Genomic DNA, 16,941 nt, shown 5'->3' on the forward strand with positions numbered 1-16,941 from the left:
GACAGTCCCCTTTTGGGCCGCGCGATCATCCAGGCGCGGTCCTTCGCATTCATCCTCGCGCAAGTTTGAAACCCTAGCTTCGGCCAAAGCACGCGTGGGCATATGCGCCCGCGACCGGCTCGATCCGAAGGTGATCTCGACATTGGAAGTGATGATGCTGCGCGTTCGGACATTTTTGAAATTCAGTCTGCTTGAGATTGATGACCGTTCACCCGGACCGGTCGTCCTCGCCGATGGAGGCGATCGCCGATGAGCATGCCATTGACCCGTCTTTTGAAGGATTTTTCGGCGCCTCCCGCGCCGACGCCTTCGTTGTCGGCACAGTTTGACGCAGCGGAGCCGGATCCGTTCGACATGGATTTTCCCGCCTTGCCGGAACCCGTGCCGGTTAATCTCGATGCGGAGCGCCGCGAGGCCTATGCCGACGGGCATGAGGCGGGTGAAAAAGCCGCCGAAGAACGTTTCGAAGTCGATCGCCAGGCGATGGACGTTGCCCATTCCCAGGCGATTGCCGAACTCGAAGCCCGGCATCGCGACGAGATGTCGAAGGCATTGTCTGAAAAGCTCCCCGCCATCATCAACGAACTTTCGCTTGCGATCAGCGATCAGGTGGCGGTCGCTCTTGCTCCGCTGTTTTCCGACGCGGTGGCAGAAAAGGCCGTCAGCGACCTCGCACATCTGTTGAAAACGGCAATCAGCGCCGGCGAGGCCGGGGTGATCGAGTTGCGCGGGCCAAAGGCGCTGTTTGCCATGTTGTCGACCCATATGCCGGAACATCTCGGGCTATTGCACCATGTCGAGGCGGACGATCTGGATCTGTCCGCAGAATTTGCTGAGGCCGCTCTGGTCACGCGTATATCGGCCTTTACGGCCAGCCTCAGGAAGGTGATCGGATGAGCGACGAGAATCACCATCACGGCAAGAATGAAATCATCATCATCAAACGCCATGGCGGCGGCGATCACGATGGCGCCCATGGTGGCGCCTGGAAGATCGCCTATGCCGACTTCATGACGGCAATGATGGCATTCTTCCTCGTCATGTGGCTGGTCAATGCTGCAAACGAAGAGACCAAGGCCTCCGTTGCCAGCTATTTCAATCCGATCAAGCTTTCGGACGAGAAGCCGACCGAAAAAGGCTTGAAGAAGCCCGTCGATCAGGCAGAGGGCGAGCAGAAGCAGGAACGCTCCAAGGTCGAGGCCGACGAGCAGACCGTCGGTGCGGCCGCTGCGACCGGCGAGGACCAGACGGCAACCTCCGGCGACCAGGCGAACTACTCCGAAGCCGACTTCTTCGAAAATCCCTATTCCGTTCTGGCCGAAATCGCCCAGGAAGTCGGCCAACAGGCCAATGTCAGCGCCAAGGGCGAGGGCGGCGCCTCCGATTCCGGTCCGTCGACGGGTGCCCAGGGCGGCGAAGCCTATCGCGACCCCTTCGATCCGGACTTCTGGACGCAGCAGGTTCAGACGGCCAACACACCGGTTGGCAAGCCGACCGATGCAACGACGCCGGCCGAGCCGCAGACAGCAGAAATCCAGCCACAGCAGGAACCGGCAGACCCGACGACACCGGATCAGCAGGTGGCGCTCGTCGTGCCTGGACAGAAACCTCAGCTGCAGCCGGATATAGCCAAGGAAGCCAAGCCGGACGAGGGCAAGACCGAACAGCCGCAGGATGGCAAGACCGAAATGACGGCCGAGGCCGATCTTGCGGTCCAGCAGGCATCGGCCGACAGGCTGAAAGCGCAGATCGAGGCCGAGATCGGTGGGGTATCCGGCAAGCTCGCCGAGGGCCTGATCGTAACCCCGGCTGAAGGCGGCCTTCTGGTGACGCTGAGTGACCAGAGCGACCAGCCGATGTTCAGCGTCGGCTCCGCCGTGCCGCAGCGCGAAATGGTTCTGGCAATGGAGAAGATCGGCAAGCTGCTTCAGGCCCGGCCGGGGTCGATCATTATCCGTGGCCATACGGATGGTCGCCAGTTCAAGGGCAGCGAAAATGACAATTGGCGCCTTTCGATGGCGCGTGCCCACAGCGCCTATTACATGCTTTTGCGGGGCGGTCTGACGGAAGATCGCGTCCAGCAGGTCTCCGGTTTTGCCGATCGCCGGCTGCAGGTGCCGGATGATCCGCTGGCCGACGCCAATCGACGCATTGAAATCCTGATTCAGGCGGAGCAGGGATAATGACGCTCCGCAGGGTATCCATCTCGCTTCTGGCTCTCGCTTCGCTTGTCGGACTGGGCAATGCCTCGGCGCGTGCCAACGACATGGATACCATCCAGCCTTTCCAGATGCTGCGCTCGTTGCAGTTCGTGCAGGACACCGTGGTTCTGGGCGATCACTCGGCTGCCGAGATGCAGCGCTTCATGCTCGGAACCATCGACGAGCGCCTGCGCGGCGCCGATCCGGCGATCTTCGACGATCCGCGCAATGTCGATGCCGCGCTTATCTACGCCATGAGCGGTGGTAACCCGGCAACGCTGGAATTCCTCGTCGCGCGTGACATCAACGGCAATTTCGACAATCGAATTACCGATAGCCTGCGCAAGTATCTGAGCGGCAAAGGCACGCTGATCGCCAAGTCCCTGGGTGAGATCAGCAAGGAATATCGCAACACCGATCTCGCGCCTTATCTTGCCCTGGTCGCCGGCAATGTGACGATTACGCGCGACCCTGTCGATGCGTTGAAATTTTACGACTGGGCACGCCTGACCGCGCCCGGCACGATCGTCGAGGAGGCGGCCCTGCGTCGCTCGCTGGCGGTCGCTGTCGATGCGAAGATTGTCGACAAGGCGGGTGGCTACGCCAATCGTTATGCGCGGCGCTACCTCTATTCCCCGTATGCGAGCCAGTTTGCCGATCTCTTCGTCCAGCTTGTCGTTGAGCACTATGATGTCATCAAGCAGGAAGATATCGAGGCAACGCTCGGATATATGGACAATGATCGCCGGCGCGAGGTCTATCTTCGCATTGCCCGCAAGGCGGCGATTGCCGGGCGCAAAGATCTGACCAAAATGGCCGCAGACCAGGCCAGGGCCTTGTCTGGAACAGCGGAAGGCTCCGACGCACTGGCCAATCTCTATGGCAGCCTCGCCAGCATCTCGACGGAAAATGTCGATGACGCCATGCAGGCGATCATGAATATCCCAGCGGAATCCCTCTCGCCGAAGGATCTCGCACTGCGCCGGGCAGCCGAAGCCATCGCCAAGGAAGTGCTACGCAAACCGGAACCACCGCCTGAAAGCCTGACGCAAGCCAGCGCTAATACAACCGTTGCGAATGCAGATGCAGGCGCTATGGCCGCGGGAGAGGATGATGCGGAGTTGCAGGATCCGACAGCGCCACCGACCCCTGCCGCCGCGCCGCAGCCGCAGCCGCAGCCCGTTTCAGCGGAGGCTGACGCCGCCAATGCCGCCAGTCTCGACCCGGCGGTTCGTACCTTTGTTGACACCGGGCGCTCCAAGCTGGATGCGATCGATGATCTTCTCAAGCAGGAAGGCCCCTGACCATGATGGATGCATATACCGCCCCCAGGATCCCGACAACGGATACTGCGGCCTCCCATGCGACATCGGGCGGACGCGCCGATAAATCCGGCGAAGGTGGCTTTTCCGAAGCGCTTTCGAGCTCGGGCCGCCAGGGGCAGGGCGACACGAAAGATAGCGAAGTGCAGGCTGACGAAGGGTCGGGCAACGAGCACGGCGATGTCGCCGCGCCAGAAACCGGACGCTCCAAGCGTCCGATCATCGATCTGTCCCAGGCAAGCCTGCTGAAGCCTGTTTCGGCGGAGGCAACGTCTGCCGCTGCCGAGCAGCTTGATCCGGAGACCGTGGCTGTCGACGGCAAGGACAAGACCAAGGTGAAGGCTCATGTCGAGACGGACGGCAAGGCTTCGTCGCTCGACGAGCAGCAGCTTGCGGCGCTTGTGAAGAGCGGCGGTCTGAAGGCTGCTGCTTCGGATGGTGCGAAAACCACAGAGGCGGACAGCGACGTTTCGGCGACCGAAGATGGCGTCTCGGCGGACGGGAAGAGCGCCGATCTCGGGGATGTCCTGTCGCTGCTGACAACGGGGGCTGGGACGGAACAGGCCAATGGCCAGTCAATCGCGCACAACGCCGTGGAGGGCAGCAAGACGATCATCGACGGCCATGGCGAACAGATGGTCGAGGCGCTCACTGCCAACGGCGTCTCTGCCGGTGACGGCGAGACCGTCGGCGCTGACGGCAGCGAAAGCGATCAGTCATTCCGCTTCGTGCGTGCCGATGGCAAGGGCCAGTCTGTCACTCTGAGAAGCGAAGCCGCCCAAACCCTCAGGGATGATGGCGAGCCAGCATCCTCGACTGTAGAAACGGTCACCGTCATCGATGCGCGCCGCTTCCTGGCACCGGTCTCGAGCAACAACGCCGCTTCGATCACGGCGGCCATGGTCGGCGATAGCGAGTGGATCAGCGCAATGTCGCCTGGCTCCGAACTGGCCAACGCGGCAACCCAGTCCAGTCAGGGCAAGGTGGTCAACACCCTGAAGATCCAGATGAACCCGATCGAGCTTGGCAGCGTCACCGCGACGCTGAAGCTGACGGGCGAAGAACTTTCGATTCAATTGACCGTCGAGAACCACGCAGCACTGCAGAAGCTGACCAAGGATCAGGACGAGATCCTGAAGGCATTGCGCGCACAGGGGCTGACCGTCGACCAGGTGCAGGTTAACATTCAGGTCGCGCCCGCCGACCGCAGTGCCGATAGCCAGAGCAGTGGCAATGGCCAGCAGAATGGTCAAGCGACGGGACAGCAGGCGTCCGATCAGTCGGGACGGCAGGCTGGTGGCGATCGTCAGACGCGCGGTGACGCTGCGAGCGACAGGGTGAGGACAACGGATGACAGGACGCTTCAGCCAGCTGGCAACCAGGGTGTTGCCGATGACAGCACTCGTCCTGATCTCATTTACATCTAGCGCCTCGGCCAGTGTCGGCATCTGCGAGCGTGAAATCAGCGCTGCTGCGGCAAAATATGGGGTGCCGGAAGGCATCCTTTATTCCGTCGGCCTGACCGAAACCGGTCGCAAGGGATCGCTTCAGCCCTATGCCATGAATGTCGAAGGTCGGGCGATCTATTCGGGCGACATGAACGAAGCGCTTGGCGCGTTTCAGGTGGCGCGCGGGCAGGGAGCCAAGCTGATCGACGTTGGCTGCATGCAGATCAACCAACACTTTCATGGCGATCAGTTCACCTCCGTCCAAGCCATGTTCGATCCGAAAAAGAACGTCGAATACGCAGCCCGCTTCCTCAGCAAATTGCACAATCGGCACGAGACCTGGACGATGGCGGTGGCCCGATATCATGCCGGACCGAACAATGACCCGGCGCAAAAGCGCTATGTCTGTCGAGTTATTGCCAATCTCGTCGCCACGGGCTACGGCACCTGGACGACCAATGCGCGTCAATTTTGCGGTGAATAGCAATCTTTGGTTGTTTGACAGCCACATTAGTGCCGATTTGTTAATTGTGGCAACACTGCGGACAAATGGGGCAAAGCAAGAGCTTGCGCGAAGCTTGCGTTAACTTTTCCACTAAAAAATAGTGCGCAATAGTGGGTGTAGCCACTATATATAGATCAAATCGGCACCAATTCGTTAATCAATTATTAATATCTATCATTAACTTTCGCCAGTTGTCGCTGAATCCCTCGATTCGTACCCATAGTGCATCGAAACACCACACTGATTCGGAGGCGGCTGAATGATCGTCGTGGTTGATGAGCGCGAGCTCGTGAAAGACGGGTATACTTCTCTATTTGGACGGGAAGGGATTCCATCCACCGGATTTGATCCGGCGGAATTCGGGGAATGGGTCACTACGGCGGCTGATTCCGACATTGCGGCAGTTGAGGCTTTTCTGCTCGGTCAGGGCGAAAGCACATTGGAACTGCCACGGGCAATCCGGGATAGAACCCAGGCACCGGTGATCGCGGTCAGCGATCAGCCGTCCCTGGAGGCGACCTTGGCCCTGTTTGATTGCGGCGTCGATGACGTCGTACGCAAGCCGGTCCATCCTCGCGAAATCCTGGCACGGGCAGCGGCCATTCGCCGTCGTCTGAAGGCAATTTCCAACTTCACCGAGATCGGACCTATCCGGGTCTTCTCAGATGGGCGCGATCCGGAAATTTCCGGCGACGTGTTTCCTCTGCCGCGGCGCGAGCGTCGCATCCTGGAATACCTAGTCGCAAATCGCGGTCGGCGCGTCTCGAAGACCCAGATCTTCAACGCCATCTACGGCATTTTCGACGAGGAAGTCGAAGAGAACGTCGTCGAAAGCCATATCTCCAAGCTGCGCAAGAAGCTTCGCAAGAAGCTCGATTTCGACCCTGTCGATTCCAAGCGCTTCCTTGGCTACTGCATCGACTGGAGCTGAGGTCGCAACCTGCGGACCTGTGCGTGCGTGAGGCGGCTTGTCGGATGAATTTAAACGACAACCTGTATGTCATACAGCCTCACGCAAGGCCCATCTCCTAGGCTCCGTAATGACTACCGAAGCGAGGATTTTAATATGAGCCTTTACGGAACAATGCGAACCGGCGTGTCCGGGATGAATGCCCAGGCGAACCGCCTTGGCACCGTCGCCGACAACATCGCGAATTCCAGCACTGTCGGCTACAAGAAGTCGTCGACCCAGTTTTCATCGATGATTTTGCCAAGCACGGCTGGCCAGTACAATTCCGGTGGTGTCGAAACGGATGTCCGTTACTCGATCTCCAGCCAGGGTACGTTCAGCTACACCACATCCTCGACGGACCTTGCCATCAACGGCGACGGCTTCTTCATCGTCTCAGGTGAAGACGGCGTTGAATACCTGACCCGCGCCGGCGCGTTCACACTGCAGGACGATGGCTCGCTGCAGAACTCCGCCGGCTACACGCTGATGGGTTACGAATACGATTCCGCCGCCGATCCGACGATTGTCGTCAATGGTTTCGACGGCCTGTCAGAAGTCAACCTGTCGGGTTCCGGCATCTCCGCAGTCGCTTCGGACACGGGTATCCTGGCCGTCAATCTGCCGAATACGGCTGTGGCAGGCGACACGAAAACCACCTCGCTCAAGGTTTTTGACAGTCAGGGCACAAGCCGCCTGGTCACCTTTACCTACACAAAGTCGGCAACCGACAATGAGTGGGACGTCGTCGCCGTCGATCCCGATGGCAACAATATCCTGAGTGAGACACTTTCGTTTGATGTCGACGGCCAATTGACATCAGGAAGCGATCTGACGCTAACCGGTTTCACCATGGGTGGCGCTGAAGTTCCTGACATCGCGCTGAGCATTGCTGGCACCACGCAGCTTGCTTCCGACTTCTCCGTTCAGAACGGTAAGGTCAACGGCAACGCGGCCTCCAAGGTCAAGGGTTATGAAATCGACGATACAGGTGTGGTCTCGGTCGCTTATGAAAATGGCGACCTGGTGCCGACCTACCGCGTGGCGCTGGCCAGTGTGCAGAGCCCCGACAACCTCAACCCGGTTGCCGGTAACCTTTACACCCAGTCCAACGACTCCGGTGTGGTGGTCATGGGCTATGCCGGCTCGAGCGGCTTCGGCAGCATCATCTCCGGCGCACTCGAAGACTCCAACGTCGACGTGGCTGAAGAGCTCACTGCGATGATCGAATCGCAGCGCAACTACACTGCAAACTCCAAGGTATTCCAGACCGGCTCCGAATTGATGGAAGTCCTGGTCAACCTGAAGAGATAGTCCGAAAAAGTTAGGGTAGCCTTATGTCGCTTGCATCATCGCTTGGCACTGCTCAGGGAATTTTCCGGAACACGGGGCAACAGACCTCCGTGCTCACGACGAACATCGCCAATGATGGAAACGAGAACTACGTAAGGCGCCAGGCTGTCGTCACCAACACCGTCTACGGTGCGACGATGGTCCAGAACGAACGTTCGCAGCAGATGGCTCTGCTGCGACAGTTCTCCAGCGCGACGTCGCAGCAGAGTTCGCAAGGCACACTGTTGGAAGGGTTGGAAACGATCTCCAGCGCGCTTGGCGGCAATGACTACGAACTGTCGACGTCGACCTATCTTGCCAATCTGCAGAGCAGCCTGCAGTCCTTCGCAGCGGCACCGGGTGAATATGCGCTCGCATCCACCGTTGTCACCGATGCGATCGATGTTGCCAATTCGCTGAACAATGCGACGGCTTCGACCCAGCAGCTGCGCGCCGACACCGACGCCCAGATTGCCGAACAGGTCGAGAGCCTGAACAAGCTGCTGGCCGAGTTCAAGACGGTCAACGACTCGGTCATTCGTCTGACGGCAACCGGTGGCGAGCCGAGCGATTATCTCGATCGCCGCGATACGCTGGTCAAGGAGATTTCCGGCATCGTCGGTGTCAGCATCAACATGCGCGAAAACAGCGACATGGTGCTCTACACTTCGGACGGCACCACGCTGTTCGAGACCGATCCGCGTGAAGTCACATTCGATCGCAAATATAATTACGATGCATCGGTTACCGGAAATTCGATCTATATCGACGGAACGCCGGTCCGTGCCGGCGTTGGCGGCAATACCGACGGGCAGGGCACCCTGAGCGCGCTGGTCCAGCTGCGCGATGTCATCGCACCGACGTTCCAGGTGCAGCTCGACGAAGTTGCACGTGGCCTGATCGAGGCTTTTGCCGAAACCGATCCCTCGGCCGGTCAGCCGGATGCTCCGGGCCTGTTTACCTGGTCGGGTGGCACCACACTGACATCCGGCACGGTCGAGCCGGGTTTGGCCGCCAAGATTACGGTCAATGATGCTGTGCGATCGGATGCCGGCGGCGACCCGACACTGATCCGCGATGGCGGCATCAACGGAACGGATTATGTCCACAACACCGCCGGTGCCTCGGGCTACACCGACCTGATCAATACCTATGTCGACGCCATGTCCGCCGACCGTGATTTTTCGGCAGACGCCGATCTGACCACGACAACCAGTCTGTTGTCCTTCGCCAGCGACTCCATCGGTTGGCTTGAAGAGTATCGTTCGACTGCCACCTCGGCAGAGGAAAACAAGAGCGCGCTTTACGAGCGTACCTATCAGACATATTCGTCGAAAACGGCAGTCAGCCTCGACGAAGAACTTTCCATGCTGCTCGATGTTGAGCAGTCCTACAAGGCCGCAGCCAAGCTCGTCTCGACAATTGACGAGATGCTGGAAGCCGTGCTGCAGATGGCGGGATAATCCAGGATGTCGACCTCGAACGTATCGAATATCTCCATACAGACGTCCATGCGGCTCACCATCCGGCAGGCCCAGACCGATCTGCTGCAGGCGCAGCAGGAGGTCAGCACGGGGTACTTTGCCGATATCGGCGCCGAACTGGGCAGCAAGACATCGACGGTGATCGATCTCAATCGCGAAAGCCTGCGGCTGTCTTCGATCCTCAGCAACAACAGCATCGCAACCCAGCGGCTGTCGGCCTCTCAGGAAGCCCTGAGCCAGATTGCCAAGGCTGCCGAGGAAATGAACCAGTCGTTGATCACGATCTCGGGTTCGACCAATACGGATACGATCGGCACGACGATCGGCACGGTCAAGAGCTCGCTCGACACCATGACCGACATGGCCAATTCGGCCATCAACGGCGAGTTCCTGTTTTCCGGCATCAACACGGATGTGCAGCCGCTCGCCGACTACGATGAAACATCGGCAGCCAAGGTCGCTTTCGACAATGCCTTTACCGGTTACTTCGGCTTTGCGCCGACCAGCACGGCTGATACGGCGACGATCGTTGCCGAAGGCGGTGCGCCGAGCATGGAAGACTTCATCGCCAACGTCCTGGAGCCGATGTATTCCGGCGCCGACTGGACGACCGACTGGTCGAGTGCTTCCGATGAGGTCATGACGAGCCGGATTACGCAGTCGGAAACGGTCAACACCTCTGCGTCTGCCAACGAAAACGGTTTCCGCTACTTCGCGCTGGCCGGGGTCATCACCCAGGAACTGATGAACATCGGCGCGCCGGCCGATGCCGTCACCGTGGCGATCAATTCGGCGATTGACTACACCGGCAAGGCCATCAGCGGGATCAACAAAACCAGATCCGAGCTGGGTCTTTCGGAAAACCGGATCGAGAAGGCTGATTCCTCCTTGCAGATCCAGGTCGACATCATCGAGACAAGTCTGTCCAGCAAGATCGAAGTCGATGCCTACGAAGCGTCGACGAAGGTCAATAGTCTTCTGGCAATGGTTGAAGCGTCCTACACGCTGACAGCCAAGATCCAGGCGCTGAGTCTCGTAAATTACCTTTGATGATCAAAGGGACTGAGTAAAACTGAAGGGCAAATGAATGTACCAGTTTTCATACGCCGAAATCATGGAAGATGGGGTGGCCGACGCGAAGGATCGCGAGCGTCAGGCCCTGGATCGGACGATTGATTTGCTGCGGGCGGCTGCACTGAAGGCCAGCTATTCGCGCGAGGCGATTGAAGCGCTTTACTACACACGACGGGTCTGGGTCCGCTTCATTGAGGACCTGCAACATCCCGAAAATCAGCTGGCTGTCGAAGTTCGCGCCAATCTGATTTCCATCGCGATTTGGATTTTGAAGGAATGCGACCGGATCAGGAAGCGCCAGTCAGACAATTTCCAGGGCATCATAGACGTGACAACCATCATTAGGGATGGACTTAAATGAAGAGCACTTTGCGCATCTCGCTCAAGTCGGGCGAACGGATCTTTATCAACGGAGCGGTTCTTCGCGTCGACCGCAAGGTTGCTCTGGAGTTCCTCAATGACGTGACTTTCCTGCTGGAAAATCACGTTCTGCAGCCCGACCAGGCCACCACGCCTCTGCGTCAGCTCTACTTCATTGCGCAGATGATGCTGATCAATCCGGAAGGCCGCGAACAGTCCATGGCGATGTTCCGCAAGTCGATCATCATGCTGTTGAACTGCTTCCAGAACGAGGAAATTCTGGCCGAACTGAAGCGTGTCGATGCGATGGTTTCGTCCGGGCGAGCCTTTGACGCGCTTAAGGCAATACGCTCGCTTTATACGGTCGAGGACCGGATTTTGAGCAGCGAAGAGATGAGCCCGGCAACGATCGAGCAGATTCGCAAGGAGATCGCACCATGGCGGTAGATGCAGTCAGCAGCACGACAAGTGCCACGACGACAACGACGACGACTGATACCTCTGCCTCCAGCGCTTCGGCGTCTGCCTCGCTGGACTACGAGAGTTTCCTGAAGCTCCTGATCGCGCAAATGCAAAACCAGGATCCGACCGATCCGATGGATGCCAGCGAGCAGATCTCGCAGCTGGCCACCTTCTCGCAGGTCGAGCAGACGATCCAGACCAACTCGAACCTCGAGACACTGATCACCGGCAACGCCCTGACCAACGCCTCGAACTATATCGGCAAGACCATCACAAGCGCTGACGAGAAGACCACCGGCGTCATCGAATCGGTTCGCGTCTATTCCGACACCATGGTTGCCACGACCACGGACGGTGACGAGATACCGATCACTGTCGGCGTTCGTGTCGGAGAGCCGCCTGCCGCGGATACGGATACGGATACCGAGACGAGCGACACCTAAACTGCTAAGCCTTCCGGAGTGGAGGGAATGATTCGCCGCTCCGGAAGGACACCGTCTCATGAATGAGGCTGACGCACTCGACATTATGCAGGCTGCCATCTGGACAATCCTGATGGCATCCGGACCCGCGGTTGCTGCCGGCATGATTGTCGGTGTGGTGATCGCGCTGATCCAGGCGCTGACCCAGGTCCAGGAAATGACCCTGACTTTCGTCCCGAAGATCCTGGCAATCCTGATTACCATCGGCATCACCGCCCCCTTCGCCGGCGCGCAGATTTCCCTTTTTGCCAACATGGTTTTTTCCCGCGTGCAATCGGGTTTCTGATCGGATCGCCTAAGCGTCCGGACGCTTCCTGACACCCTCGCGCAAGCTTCGCCTTCTATATCTGTTCCCGATACTGCCCGAAGCCCTGGCTTCAGGATGACTTCTCATGAAGAGATGGAACGGAAATGGCGCAACCTCCTGCAATCGTAATTCCGAAGGTCAGTCCGAGCGGACGCGATATTGGCTTTGCTCTCGGTATCACCCTGATCCTCGGCATTCTGTTCCTGCCGATCCCGCCGTTCCTGATCGACATGGGACTGGCCTTCTCGATTGCCTTCTCCGTGCTGATCCTGATGGTCTCCCTGTGGATCCAGCGGCCGCTCGATTTCTCGTCCTTCCCGACCATCCTTCTGATCGCAACCATGATCCGTCTGTCGCTCAACATCGCGACGACGCGTGTGATCCTGTCCCACGGTCACGAAGGTCATGACGCTGCCGGCGGCGTGATCGCCGGTTTCTCCACCCTGGTCATGGGCGGCGACTTCGTTATCGGTCTGATCGTCTTCATGATCCTGATCACGGTCAACTTCATCGTCATCACCAAGGGTGCCACGCGTATCGCCGAAGTCGGCGCCCGCTTCACCCTCGATGCCATCCCCGGCAAGCAGATGTCGATCGATGCCGACCTGTCAGCCGGCATCATCGACGAAAAGGAAGCGCAGTTCCGCCGCAAGGAACTGGAGCAGGAAAGCTCGTTCTTCGGTGCGATGGACGGTGCCTCGAAATTCGTTCGTGGCGACGCCATCGCCGGCCTGATCATCACCGGCATCAACGTCTTCGGCGGTATCATCATCGGCTATTTCCGCCATGGCATGGAAATCGGCGAAGCCGCCGACGTCTTCGTCAAGCTGTCTGTCGGCGACGGTATCGTCTCGCAGGTTCCGGCCCTTATCGTTTCGCTGGCAGCCGGCCTGCTCGTCTCGCGCGGCGGCACACCTGGCTCGACAGACCAGGCCGTCATCAACCAGCTGAGCGGCTATCCGCGCGCGCTGTCGGTTGCCGCCTCGCTGATGTGCGCCCTGGCGCTGGTTCCGGGCCTGCCCTTTATACCGTTCATGGCGCTTGGCGGCATGATGGCTTTCGGCGCCTGGTTCATCCCGCGTCAGGTCGAAGCCGAAAACAAGGTCAAGCGCGACCAGGAAGAAAAGAAGGTCATCCAGAACAAGGAAGCCGAGAAGGACTCGGTCAAGTCGGTCCTGAAGACCGCCGAGATCGAGCTCGCGCTTGGCAAGCTGGTCTCGACCCGCCTGCTCGGCGCCCATCAGGAACTGGCGTTCCGCGTCGGCAAGATGCGCAAGAAGTTCGCCAGCCAGTACGGTTTCGTCGTGCCGGAAATCAAGGTCACCGATGATATCGCCATTCAGGACAAGTCCTACCAGATCCGCATCCATGGTACGACGATCGCATCGAATGCGCTGCGTGTCGGCGAAGTGCTCGTGGTTACGGGCTCCGGCCGCAAGCCGAAGGTCCCCGGCGACGAGATCCGCGAACCCGCTTTTGGCATGCCGGCCGTCTCCGTCCTGGAAACCTTTACCGAGGAACTGAAGCGCGAAGGCTTCCACCCGATCGACAACGTCTCGGTCGTGCTCACCCATGTCAGCGAAGTCATCCGCAACAACTTGCCGCAGCTTCTCTCCTACAAGGACGTCAAGATCCTCATCGATCGCCTCGATCCGGAATACAAGAAACTGGCCGACGAAATCTGCTCGTCGCACATGTCCTATTCCGGTCTGCAGGCGGTCTTGAAGCTTCTGCTGGCTGAACGCGTCTCGATCCGCAACCTGCATTTGATTCTCGAAGCCGTGGCAGAACTTGCGCCGCATGTGCGCAAGACCGAACAGATCGTCGAGCATGTACGGGTGCGCATGGCCCAGCAGCTCTGCGGCGACCTGACCGACAACGGTGTCCTGCGCGTTCTGCGCCTCGGCTCGAAGTGGGACCTCGTTTTCCACCAGGCGCTGAAGCGCGATGCCAAGGGCGAAGTCGTGGAGTTCGACATCGATCCACGCAGCCTCGAAGAGTTCAGCGAGCAGGCGAGCCAGGTTATCCGCGACTTTATGGACCGCGGGCTTCCTTTCGTGCTTGTCACGTCGCCGGAAACACGGTCCTATGTCCGCATGATTATCGAACGCTTGTTCTCCACGCTGCCGGTTTTGTCTCACGTCGAACTGGCCAAGGGCATCGAAATTAAGATCCTGGGCTCCATTTCATGATAACAGACCCGGAAGGGACCGTTCTGGCGTTGTTTGCGGTTTTCTGCCGCATTGGCGCCTGCATGATGACCTTGCCGGGTTTTTCCTCCGCGCGCATTTCGATGACGATCCGGGTGTTGCTATCCGTCTCGATGTCTCTGGCGCTGCTGCCGATCCTGTTCGATACGGTCTATCCGCGCGTCGCGGGTGGCGGCTACACCTACATCCAGCTGATTGTCGCCGAAGTGCTGATCGGCGCGATGTATGGCCTGGTTCCCAGGCTTTACGTGCTTGGTCTGCAATTTGCCGGATCTGCCACGTCCATGGCCATCGGCTTCAATTCGCCGGGTGCTGCCGATGTCATCGAAGACACCAGCGAAAACCAGCTGACCAACCTGATCAGCTTTGGCGGCTTGCTGCTGCTTTTCATGCTGGATTTCCACCATGTGGTCTTCCGCGCTCTGGTGGAATCCTATTCGGTCATGCCATTGGGTGGCTTTCCCGATACCCAGAAGATGCTGATCACGCTGAGCGACACGCTGTCCAAGACCTTCATGCTGATGTTGAGGCTGGCAAGCCCGTTCATCATCTTCGGTCTGATGTTCAACGTCGGCGTCGGCCTGGTCAACAAGCTCGCGCCGCAGATCCCGATCTTCTATATTTCCACGCCTTATCTGCTGATTGGCGGACTGCTGCTGGTCTATTTCTCCATCGCGGCGATGGTCATGCAGTTTGCCCAGTCTTTCCCGATGATTTTCGACTTCTAGTGCAATTCCAGCAAAAATGGGAACCAGTTTTGCGCAAGGAATTGAGTAAAAACAAAGAGATAGAGCATTAGAGGCGACTCCGTTTTCGCAGAAAATGCTCTAGGTCGCGCCAGAGGACCACCAAATGGGACCGAAAAAGCAGTCCGAAAAACTGAAACGCCTGGTCGCCGTGCAGCGTCACATGGAACGCATGGCGGAGAGCGATCTCAGCACGACCGCGAAACGCATCGAGGAAAACACGGTCTCCATGGATTCGGTGATGGATGCCATCGGTTCGCTGGAACCGGTGCACCGGCTGTTTGCGCAAAATTATGCGGATCGCTTCGATCGCCTGTCGAACTCGGACAAACAGCTCCGCGGCCTTCAGCAGGTTCAGGAGATGAAGGTCATGCGCGAACGCGCCAAGGGTGATCGCCTGGAAGAGAACATGAGGGAGGCCCGCGACCACGAGGATCGCGAAGCCGATGACAATTCCATCTATGATCTGATCGATCTGCAGTTCGCCACACCAGCCTCCAGCAAGCTTCACGAGTGATAGTCGCCCCGAACACATATCGAGGATGTCATCGTGGCCATTTCCCCTCCGAGCGATCTCGTGCTGGACGTTGTCCGCGCGGCTGATCCGTCGCAAGTTGCTGCAGCGCAGGAAAAGCTCAAGACGAACCGGGCGAACTTCCTGGCAACCAGCCTTGCCGAAAAGGGTGCAGGCTTTGGCAACGCTGTTGAGATCCTGAACAAGGCCAGCACTGCCGACGCGCGTGCAACCGCCGCAGACAAGGCCGAAAGCAGCGAGCCGCCGAAGATCTACCGCGACTTTGAAGCGGTTTATCTGACCAATTTCGTCCAGTCGATGCTGCCGGATGACAGCGAAGAAGTCTATGGCAAGGGCAATGCCGGCGAGATGTGGAAGAGCATGATGGCCGAACAGATGGGTTCGGTGATCGCGGATTCCGGTGGCATCGGCATCGCCCAGCAGATGTATGACGAAGCACTTGCCCGTACCCGCGGCCAGGACACTGCCAATGCCAAGACGGACGAAGCTGATCGAAGCCGGGCTTTGAGCTGGGTGACCGATCTTGAACGGCGCACGCTCGGCGCCTCTGCCGAAACCAAGTCCGCACAGTAATTAGAATGCTTTTTTGAGGTGACATGATGGAAGTTGTTTCGAGCGAATACCGTGTGAAGACGGTTCTTGGTCGTCTGGAACGCATTATCGACAATGAAAACGAGCGGATCGGCAAGGATCGCGAATTCGATTTCAAGGTGTCGAATGCCCACAAGAGCCGTTGCCTCTATGAACTGACCATGCTGTTCAGAGAGACGGATCCGCGCGAAATCGCCGTCAACTATGTCGAGCAGATGCATTCGCTGAAGAAGAAGCTTGCGCTCAATGTGCGCCGCGTCGAAGCGCATATGAACGCTGTGCGCGCCGTTGCCGATCTCCTGAAGAATGCCGTACGCGACGCTGATGGCGACGGTACTTATTCCCAGGAACAGTTCCTTCTGCATAGCGAGTTCTGATGGGAAAGTTACTGGCCGTTGGTCTGTGGGTCTGCATCGTCACGCTCGGCGCCGTCTACGGTGCCATCAGCCTGGCGACGGCCCCGGCTGGCCCCAGCGAAGAGGATCACAAGGCCCCGCTTGAACTGGTCAAGGGCGAACCGATCACCATTCCGGTCATTTCGGATGGTGGCGTGTCGGGCTACTTCCTCACCCGCGTGTCGTTCATGATGGATAAGGCGAAGATCACCGGCGTCGAGCTGCCGATGACCGAACTGATGACCGATGAGCTGTTCACCCTGCTGATCGGCAACAAGATGGTCGATCTTGCCAATACCAAGGGATTTGATGTCGCGGTCTTCCGCGAGAAGATCAAGACCGACATCAATGCCCATCTCGGCGAGGGTTTCGTCAGCCAGGTGCTGATCGAGCAGCTTGACTACGTCTCCAAGGAGGTTGCCCGCAAGGCAGCCGATGGCGACAGCCGTGGGCCGCTGGATGCGACCGTTATCGTCGAAGGCGAAAAGGTCGAGGAGCCGGCAGCCGGTTCGGGCCACTGAACCGCCCGCTCTCGCAT

The 16,941-nt window shown here is 58.7% G+C and carries 19 protein-coding genes; all 19 read left to right on the forward strand.

Going from position 1 to position 16,941, the window contains the following annotated elements; genetic code table 11:
- The first annotated feature begins 249 nt into the window (after positions 1-249).
- On the forward strand, positions 250-897 hold the full coding sequence (locus GVK95_RS03390) for a GTPase (protein ID WP_159946544.1): 648 nt from the start codon (positions 250-252) through the stop codon (positions 895-897).
- On the forward strand, positions 894-2,183 hold the full coding sequence (locus GVK95_RS03395; RefSeq protein WP_159946546.1) for a MotB family protein: 1,290 nt from the start codon (positions 894-896) through the stop codon (positions 2,181-2,183). Before GVK95_RS03390 ends, GVK95_RS03395 begins: the two co-directional genes overlap by 4 nt.
- On the forward strand, positions 2,183-3,505 hold the full coding sequence (gene motC, locus GVK95_RS03400; RefSeq protein ID WP_159946548.1) for a chemotaxis protein MotC: 1,323 nt from the start codon (positions 2,183-2,185) through the stop codon (positions 3,503-3,505). The genes GVK95_RS03395 and motC overlap by 1 nt, the downstream gene beginning before the upstream one ends.
- Positions 3,506-3,507: 2 nt before the next feature.
- A complete protein-coding gene (locus GVK95_RS03405) occupies positions 3,508-4,950 on the forward strand; it encodes a flagellar hook-length control protein FliK (RefSeq protein WP_159946550.1) in 1,443 nt (480 codons plus the stop codon).
- On the forward strand, positions 4,916-5,455 hold the full coding sequence (locus GVK95_RS03410; RefSeq protein ID WP_159946552.1) for a lytic transglycosylase domain-containing protein: 540 nt from the start codon (positions 4,916-4,918) through the stop codon (positions 5,453-5,455). The genes GVK95_RS03405 and GVK95_RS03410 overlap by 35 nt, the downstream gene beginning before the upstream one ends.
- A 280-nt stretch (positions 5,456-5,735) precedes the next feature.
- Positions 5,736-6,407, forward strand: coding sequence for a winged helix-turn-helix domain-containing protein (locus GVK95_RS03415; protein ID WP_007597131.1), 672 nt, complete (start codon positions 5,736-5,738; stop codon positions 6,405-6,407).
- A 135-nt stretch (positions 6,408-6,542) separates the two neighbouring features.
- A complete protein-coding gene (locus tag GVK95_RS03420; RefSeq protein WP_159946554.1) occupies positions 6,543-7,739 on the forward strand; it encodes a flagellar hook protein FlgE in 1,197 nt (398 codons plus the stop codon).
- A 23-nt stretch (positions 7,740-7,762) separates the two neighbouring features.
- Positions 7,763-9,220 (forward strand): flagellar hook-associated protein FlgK, encoded by a 1,458-nt coding sequence (gene flgK / locus GVK95_RS03425; RefSeq protein ID WP_159946556.1) that lies wholly within the window; start codon positions 7,763-7,765, stop codon positions 9,218-9,220.
- Positions 9,221-9,226: 6 nt separating this feature from the next.
- Positions 9,227-10,291, forward strand: coding sequence for a flagellar hook-associated family protein (locus GVK95_RS03430; protein WP_159946558.1), 1,065 nt, complete (start codon positions 9,227-9,229; stop codon positions 10,289-10,291).
- Positions 10,292-10,328: 37 nt separating this feature from the next.
- Positions 10,329-10,676, forward strand: a complete 348-nt coding sequence (flaF, locus tag GVK95_RS03435; protein ID WP_007597135.1) for a flagellar biosynthesis regulator FlaF — start codon at positions 10,329-10,331, stop codon at positions 10,674-10,676.
- Positions 10,673-11,122, forward strand: a complete 450-nt coding sequence (gene flbT / locus GVK95_RS03440; RefSeq protein WP_159946560.1) for a flagellar biosynthesis repressor FlbT — start codon at positions 10,673-10,675, stop codon at positions 11,120-11,122. The genes flaF and flbT overlap by 4 nt, the downstream gene beginning before the upstream one ends.
- Positions 11,113-11,580 carry a flagellar hook assembly protein FlgD gene (flgD, locus tag GVK95_RS03445; protein WP_159946562.1) on the forward strand — a complete coding sequence of 156 codons (468 nt, stop codon included), beginning with the start codon at positions 11,113-11,115 and terminating at the stop codon, positions 11,578-11,580. Before flbT ends, flgD begins: the two co-directional genes overlap by 10 nt.
- 58 nt (positions 11,581-11,638) lie before the next feature.
- Positions 11,639-11,905, forward strand: coding sequence for a flagellar biosynthesis protein FliQ (gene fliQ / locus GVK95_RS03450; protein WP_007597140.1), 267 nt, complete (start codon positions 11,639-11,641; stop codon positions 11,903-11,905).
- Between the two features lie 125 nt (positions 11,906-12,030).
- Positions 12,031-14,118: a flagellar biosynthesis protein FlhA gene (flhA, locus tag GVK95_RS03455; protein ID WP_159946564.1), complete on the forward strand. Its 2,088-nt coding sequence runs from the start codon at positions 12,031-12,033 to the stop codon at positions 14,116-14,118.
- A complete protein-coding gene (fliR, locus tag GVK95_RS03460) occupies positions 14,115-14,864 on the forward strand; it encodes a flagellar biosynthetic protein FliR (protein ID WP_159946566.1) in 750 nt (249 codons plus the stop codon). The genes flhA and fliR overlap by 4 nt, the downstream gene beginning before the upstream one ends.
- A gap of 124 nt (positions 14,865-14,988) precedes the next feature.
- Entirely contained in the window at positions 14,989-15,399 is a 411-nt protein-coding gene (locus tag GVK95_RS03465; protein ID WP_159946568.1) for a hypothetical protein, read from the forward strand.
- Between the two features lie 33 nt (positions 15,400-15,432).
- Positions 15,433-15,990: a rod-binding protein gene (locus GVK95_RS03470; RefSeq protein ID WP_159946570.1), complete on the forward strand. Its 558-nt coding sequence runs from the start codon at positions 15,433-15,435 to the stop codon at positions 15,988-15,990.
- 26 nt (positions 15,991-16,016) lie between these two features.
- Complete coding sequence (locus GVK95_RS03475; protein ID WP_007597150.1) at positions 16,017-16,385, forward strand: hypothetical protein; 369 nt, start codon at positions 16,017-16,019, stop codon at positions 16,383-16,385.
- Entirely contained in the window at positions 16,385-16,924 is a 540-nt protein-coding gene (locus GVK95_RS03480; RefSeq protein WP_159946572.1) for a hypothetical protein, read from the forward strand. The genes GVK95_RS03475 and GVK95_RS03480 overlap by 1 nt, the downstream gene beginning before the upstream one ends.
- Positions 16,925-16,941 lie beyond the last annotated feature (17 nt).

Origin of the sequence: Rhizobium sp. 18065 (assembly GCF_902706095.1) — a bacterium.
In the GTDB taxonomy this organism is placed as follows: Bacteria; Pseudomonadota; Alphaproteobacteria; order Rhizobiales; family Rhizobiaceae; genus Allorhizobium.

Excerpts from the sequence above, each read along its gene's own strand:
- GVK95_RS03475 (WP_007597150.1), top strand. The coding sequence starts at position 16,017 with ATGGAAGTTGTTTCGAGCGAATACCGTGTGAAGACGGTTCTTGGTCGT.
- fliQ (WP_007597140.1), top strand. The coding sequence starts at position 11,639 with ATGAATGAGGCTGACGCACTCGACATTATGCAGGCTGCCATCTGGACA.
- GVK95_RS03395 (WP_159946546.1), top strand. The coding sequence starts at position 894 with ATGAGCGACGAGAATCACCATCACGGCAAGAATGAAATCATCATCATC.
- GVK95_RS03415 (WP_007597131.1), top strand. The coding sequence starts at position 5,736 with ATGATCGTCGTGGTTGATGAGCGCGAGCTCGTGAAAGACGGGTATACT.
- GVK95_RS03430 (WP_159946558.1), top strand. The coding sequence starts at position 9,227 with ATGTCGACCTCGAACGTATCGAATATCTCCATACAGACGTCCATGCGG.
- flgD (WP_159946562.1), top strand. The coding sequence starts at position 11,113 with ATGGCGGTAGATGCAGTCAGCAGCACGACAAGTGCCACGACGACAACG.
- flgK (WP_159946556.1), top strand. The coding sequence starts at position 7,763 with ATGTCGCTTGCATCATCGCTTGGCACTGCTCAGGGAATTTTCCGGAAC.
- flaF (WP_007597135.1), top strand. The coding sequence starts at position 10,329 with ATGTACCAGTTTTCATACGCCGAAATCATGGAAGATGGGGTGGCCGAC.
- motC (WP_159946548.1), top strand. The coding sequence starts at position 2,183 with ATGACGCTCCGCAGGGTATCCATCTCGCTTCTGGCTCTCGCTTCGCTT.
- GVK95_RS03480 (WP_159946572.1), top strand. The coding sequence starts at position 16,385 with ATGGGAAAGTTACTGGCCGTTGGTCTGTGGGTCTGCATCGTCACGCTC.
- fliR (WP_159946566.1), top strand. The coding sequence starts at position 14,115 with ATGATAACAGACCCGGAAGGGACCGTTCTGGCGTTGTTTGCGGTTTTC.
- flhA (WP_159946564.1), top strand. The coding sequence starts at position 12,031 with ATGGCGCAACCTCCTGCAATCGTAATTCCGAAGGTCAGTCCGAGCGGA.
- GVK95_RS03420 (WP_159946554.1), top strand. The coding sequence starts at position 6,543 with ATGAGCCTTTACGGAACAATGCGAACCGGCGTGTCCGGGATGAATGCC.
- GVK95_RS03410 (WP_159946552.1), top strand. The coding sequence starts at position 4,916 with ATGACAGCACTCGTCCTGATCTCATTTACATCTAGCGCCTCGGCCAGT.
- GVK95_RS03405 (WP_159946550.1), top strand. The coding sequence starts at position 3,508 with ATGATGGATGCATATACCGCCCCCAGGATCCCGACAACGGATACTGCG.
- GVK95_RS03465 (WP_159946568.1), top strand. The coding sequence starts at position 14,989 with ATGGGACCGAAAAAGCAGTCCGAAAAACTGAAACGCCTGGTCGCCGTG.
- flbT (WP_159946560.1), top strand. The coding sequence starts at position 10,673 with ATGAAGAGCACTTTGCGCATCTCGCTCAAGTCGGGCGAACGGATCTTT.
- GVK95_RS03390 (WP_159946544.1), top strand. The coding sequence starts at position 250 with ATGAGCATGCCATTGACCCGTCTTTTGAAGGATTTTTCGGCGCCTCCC.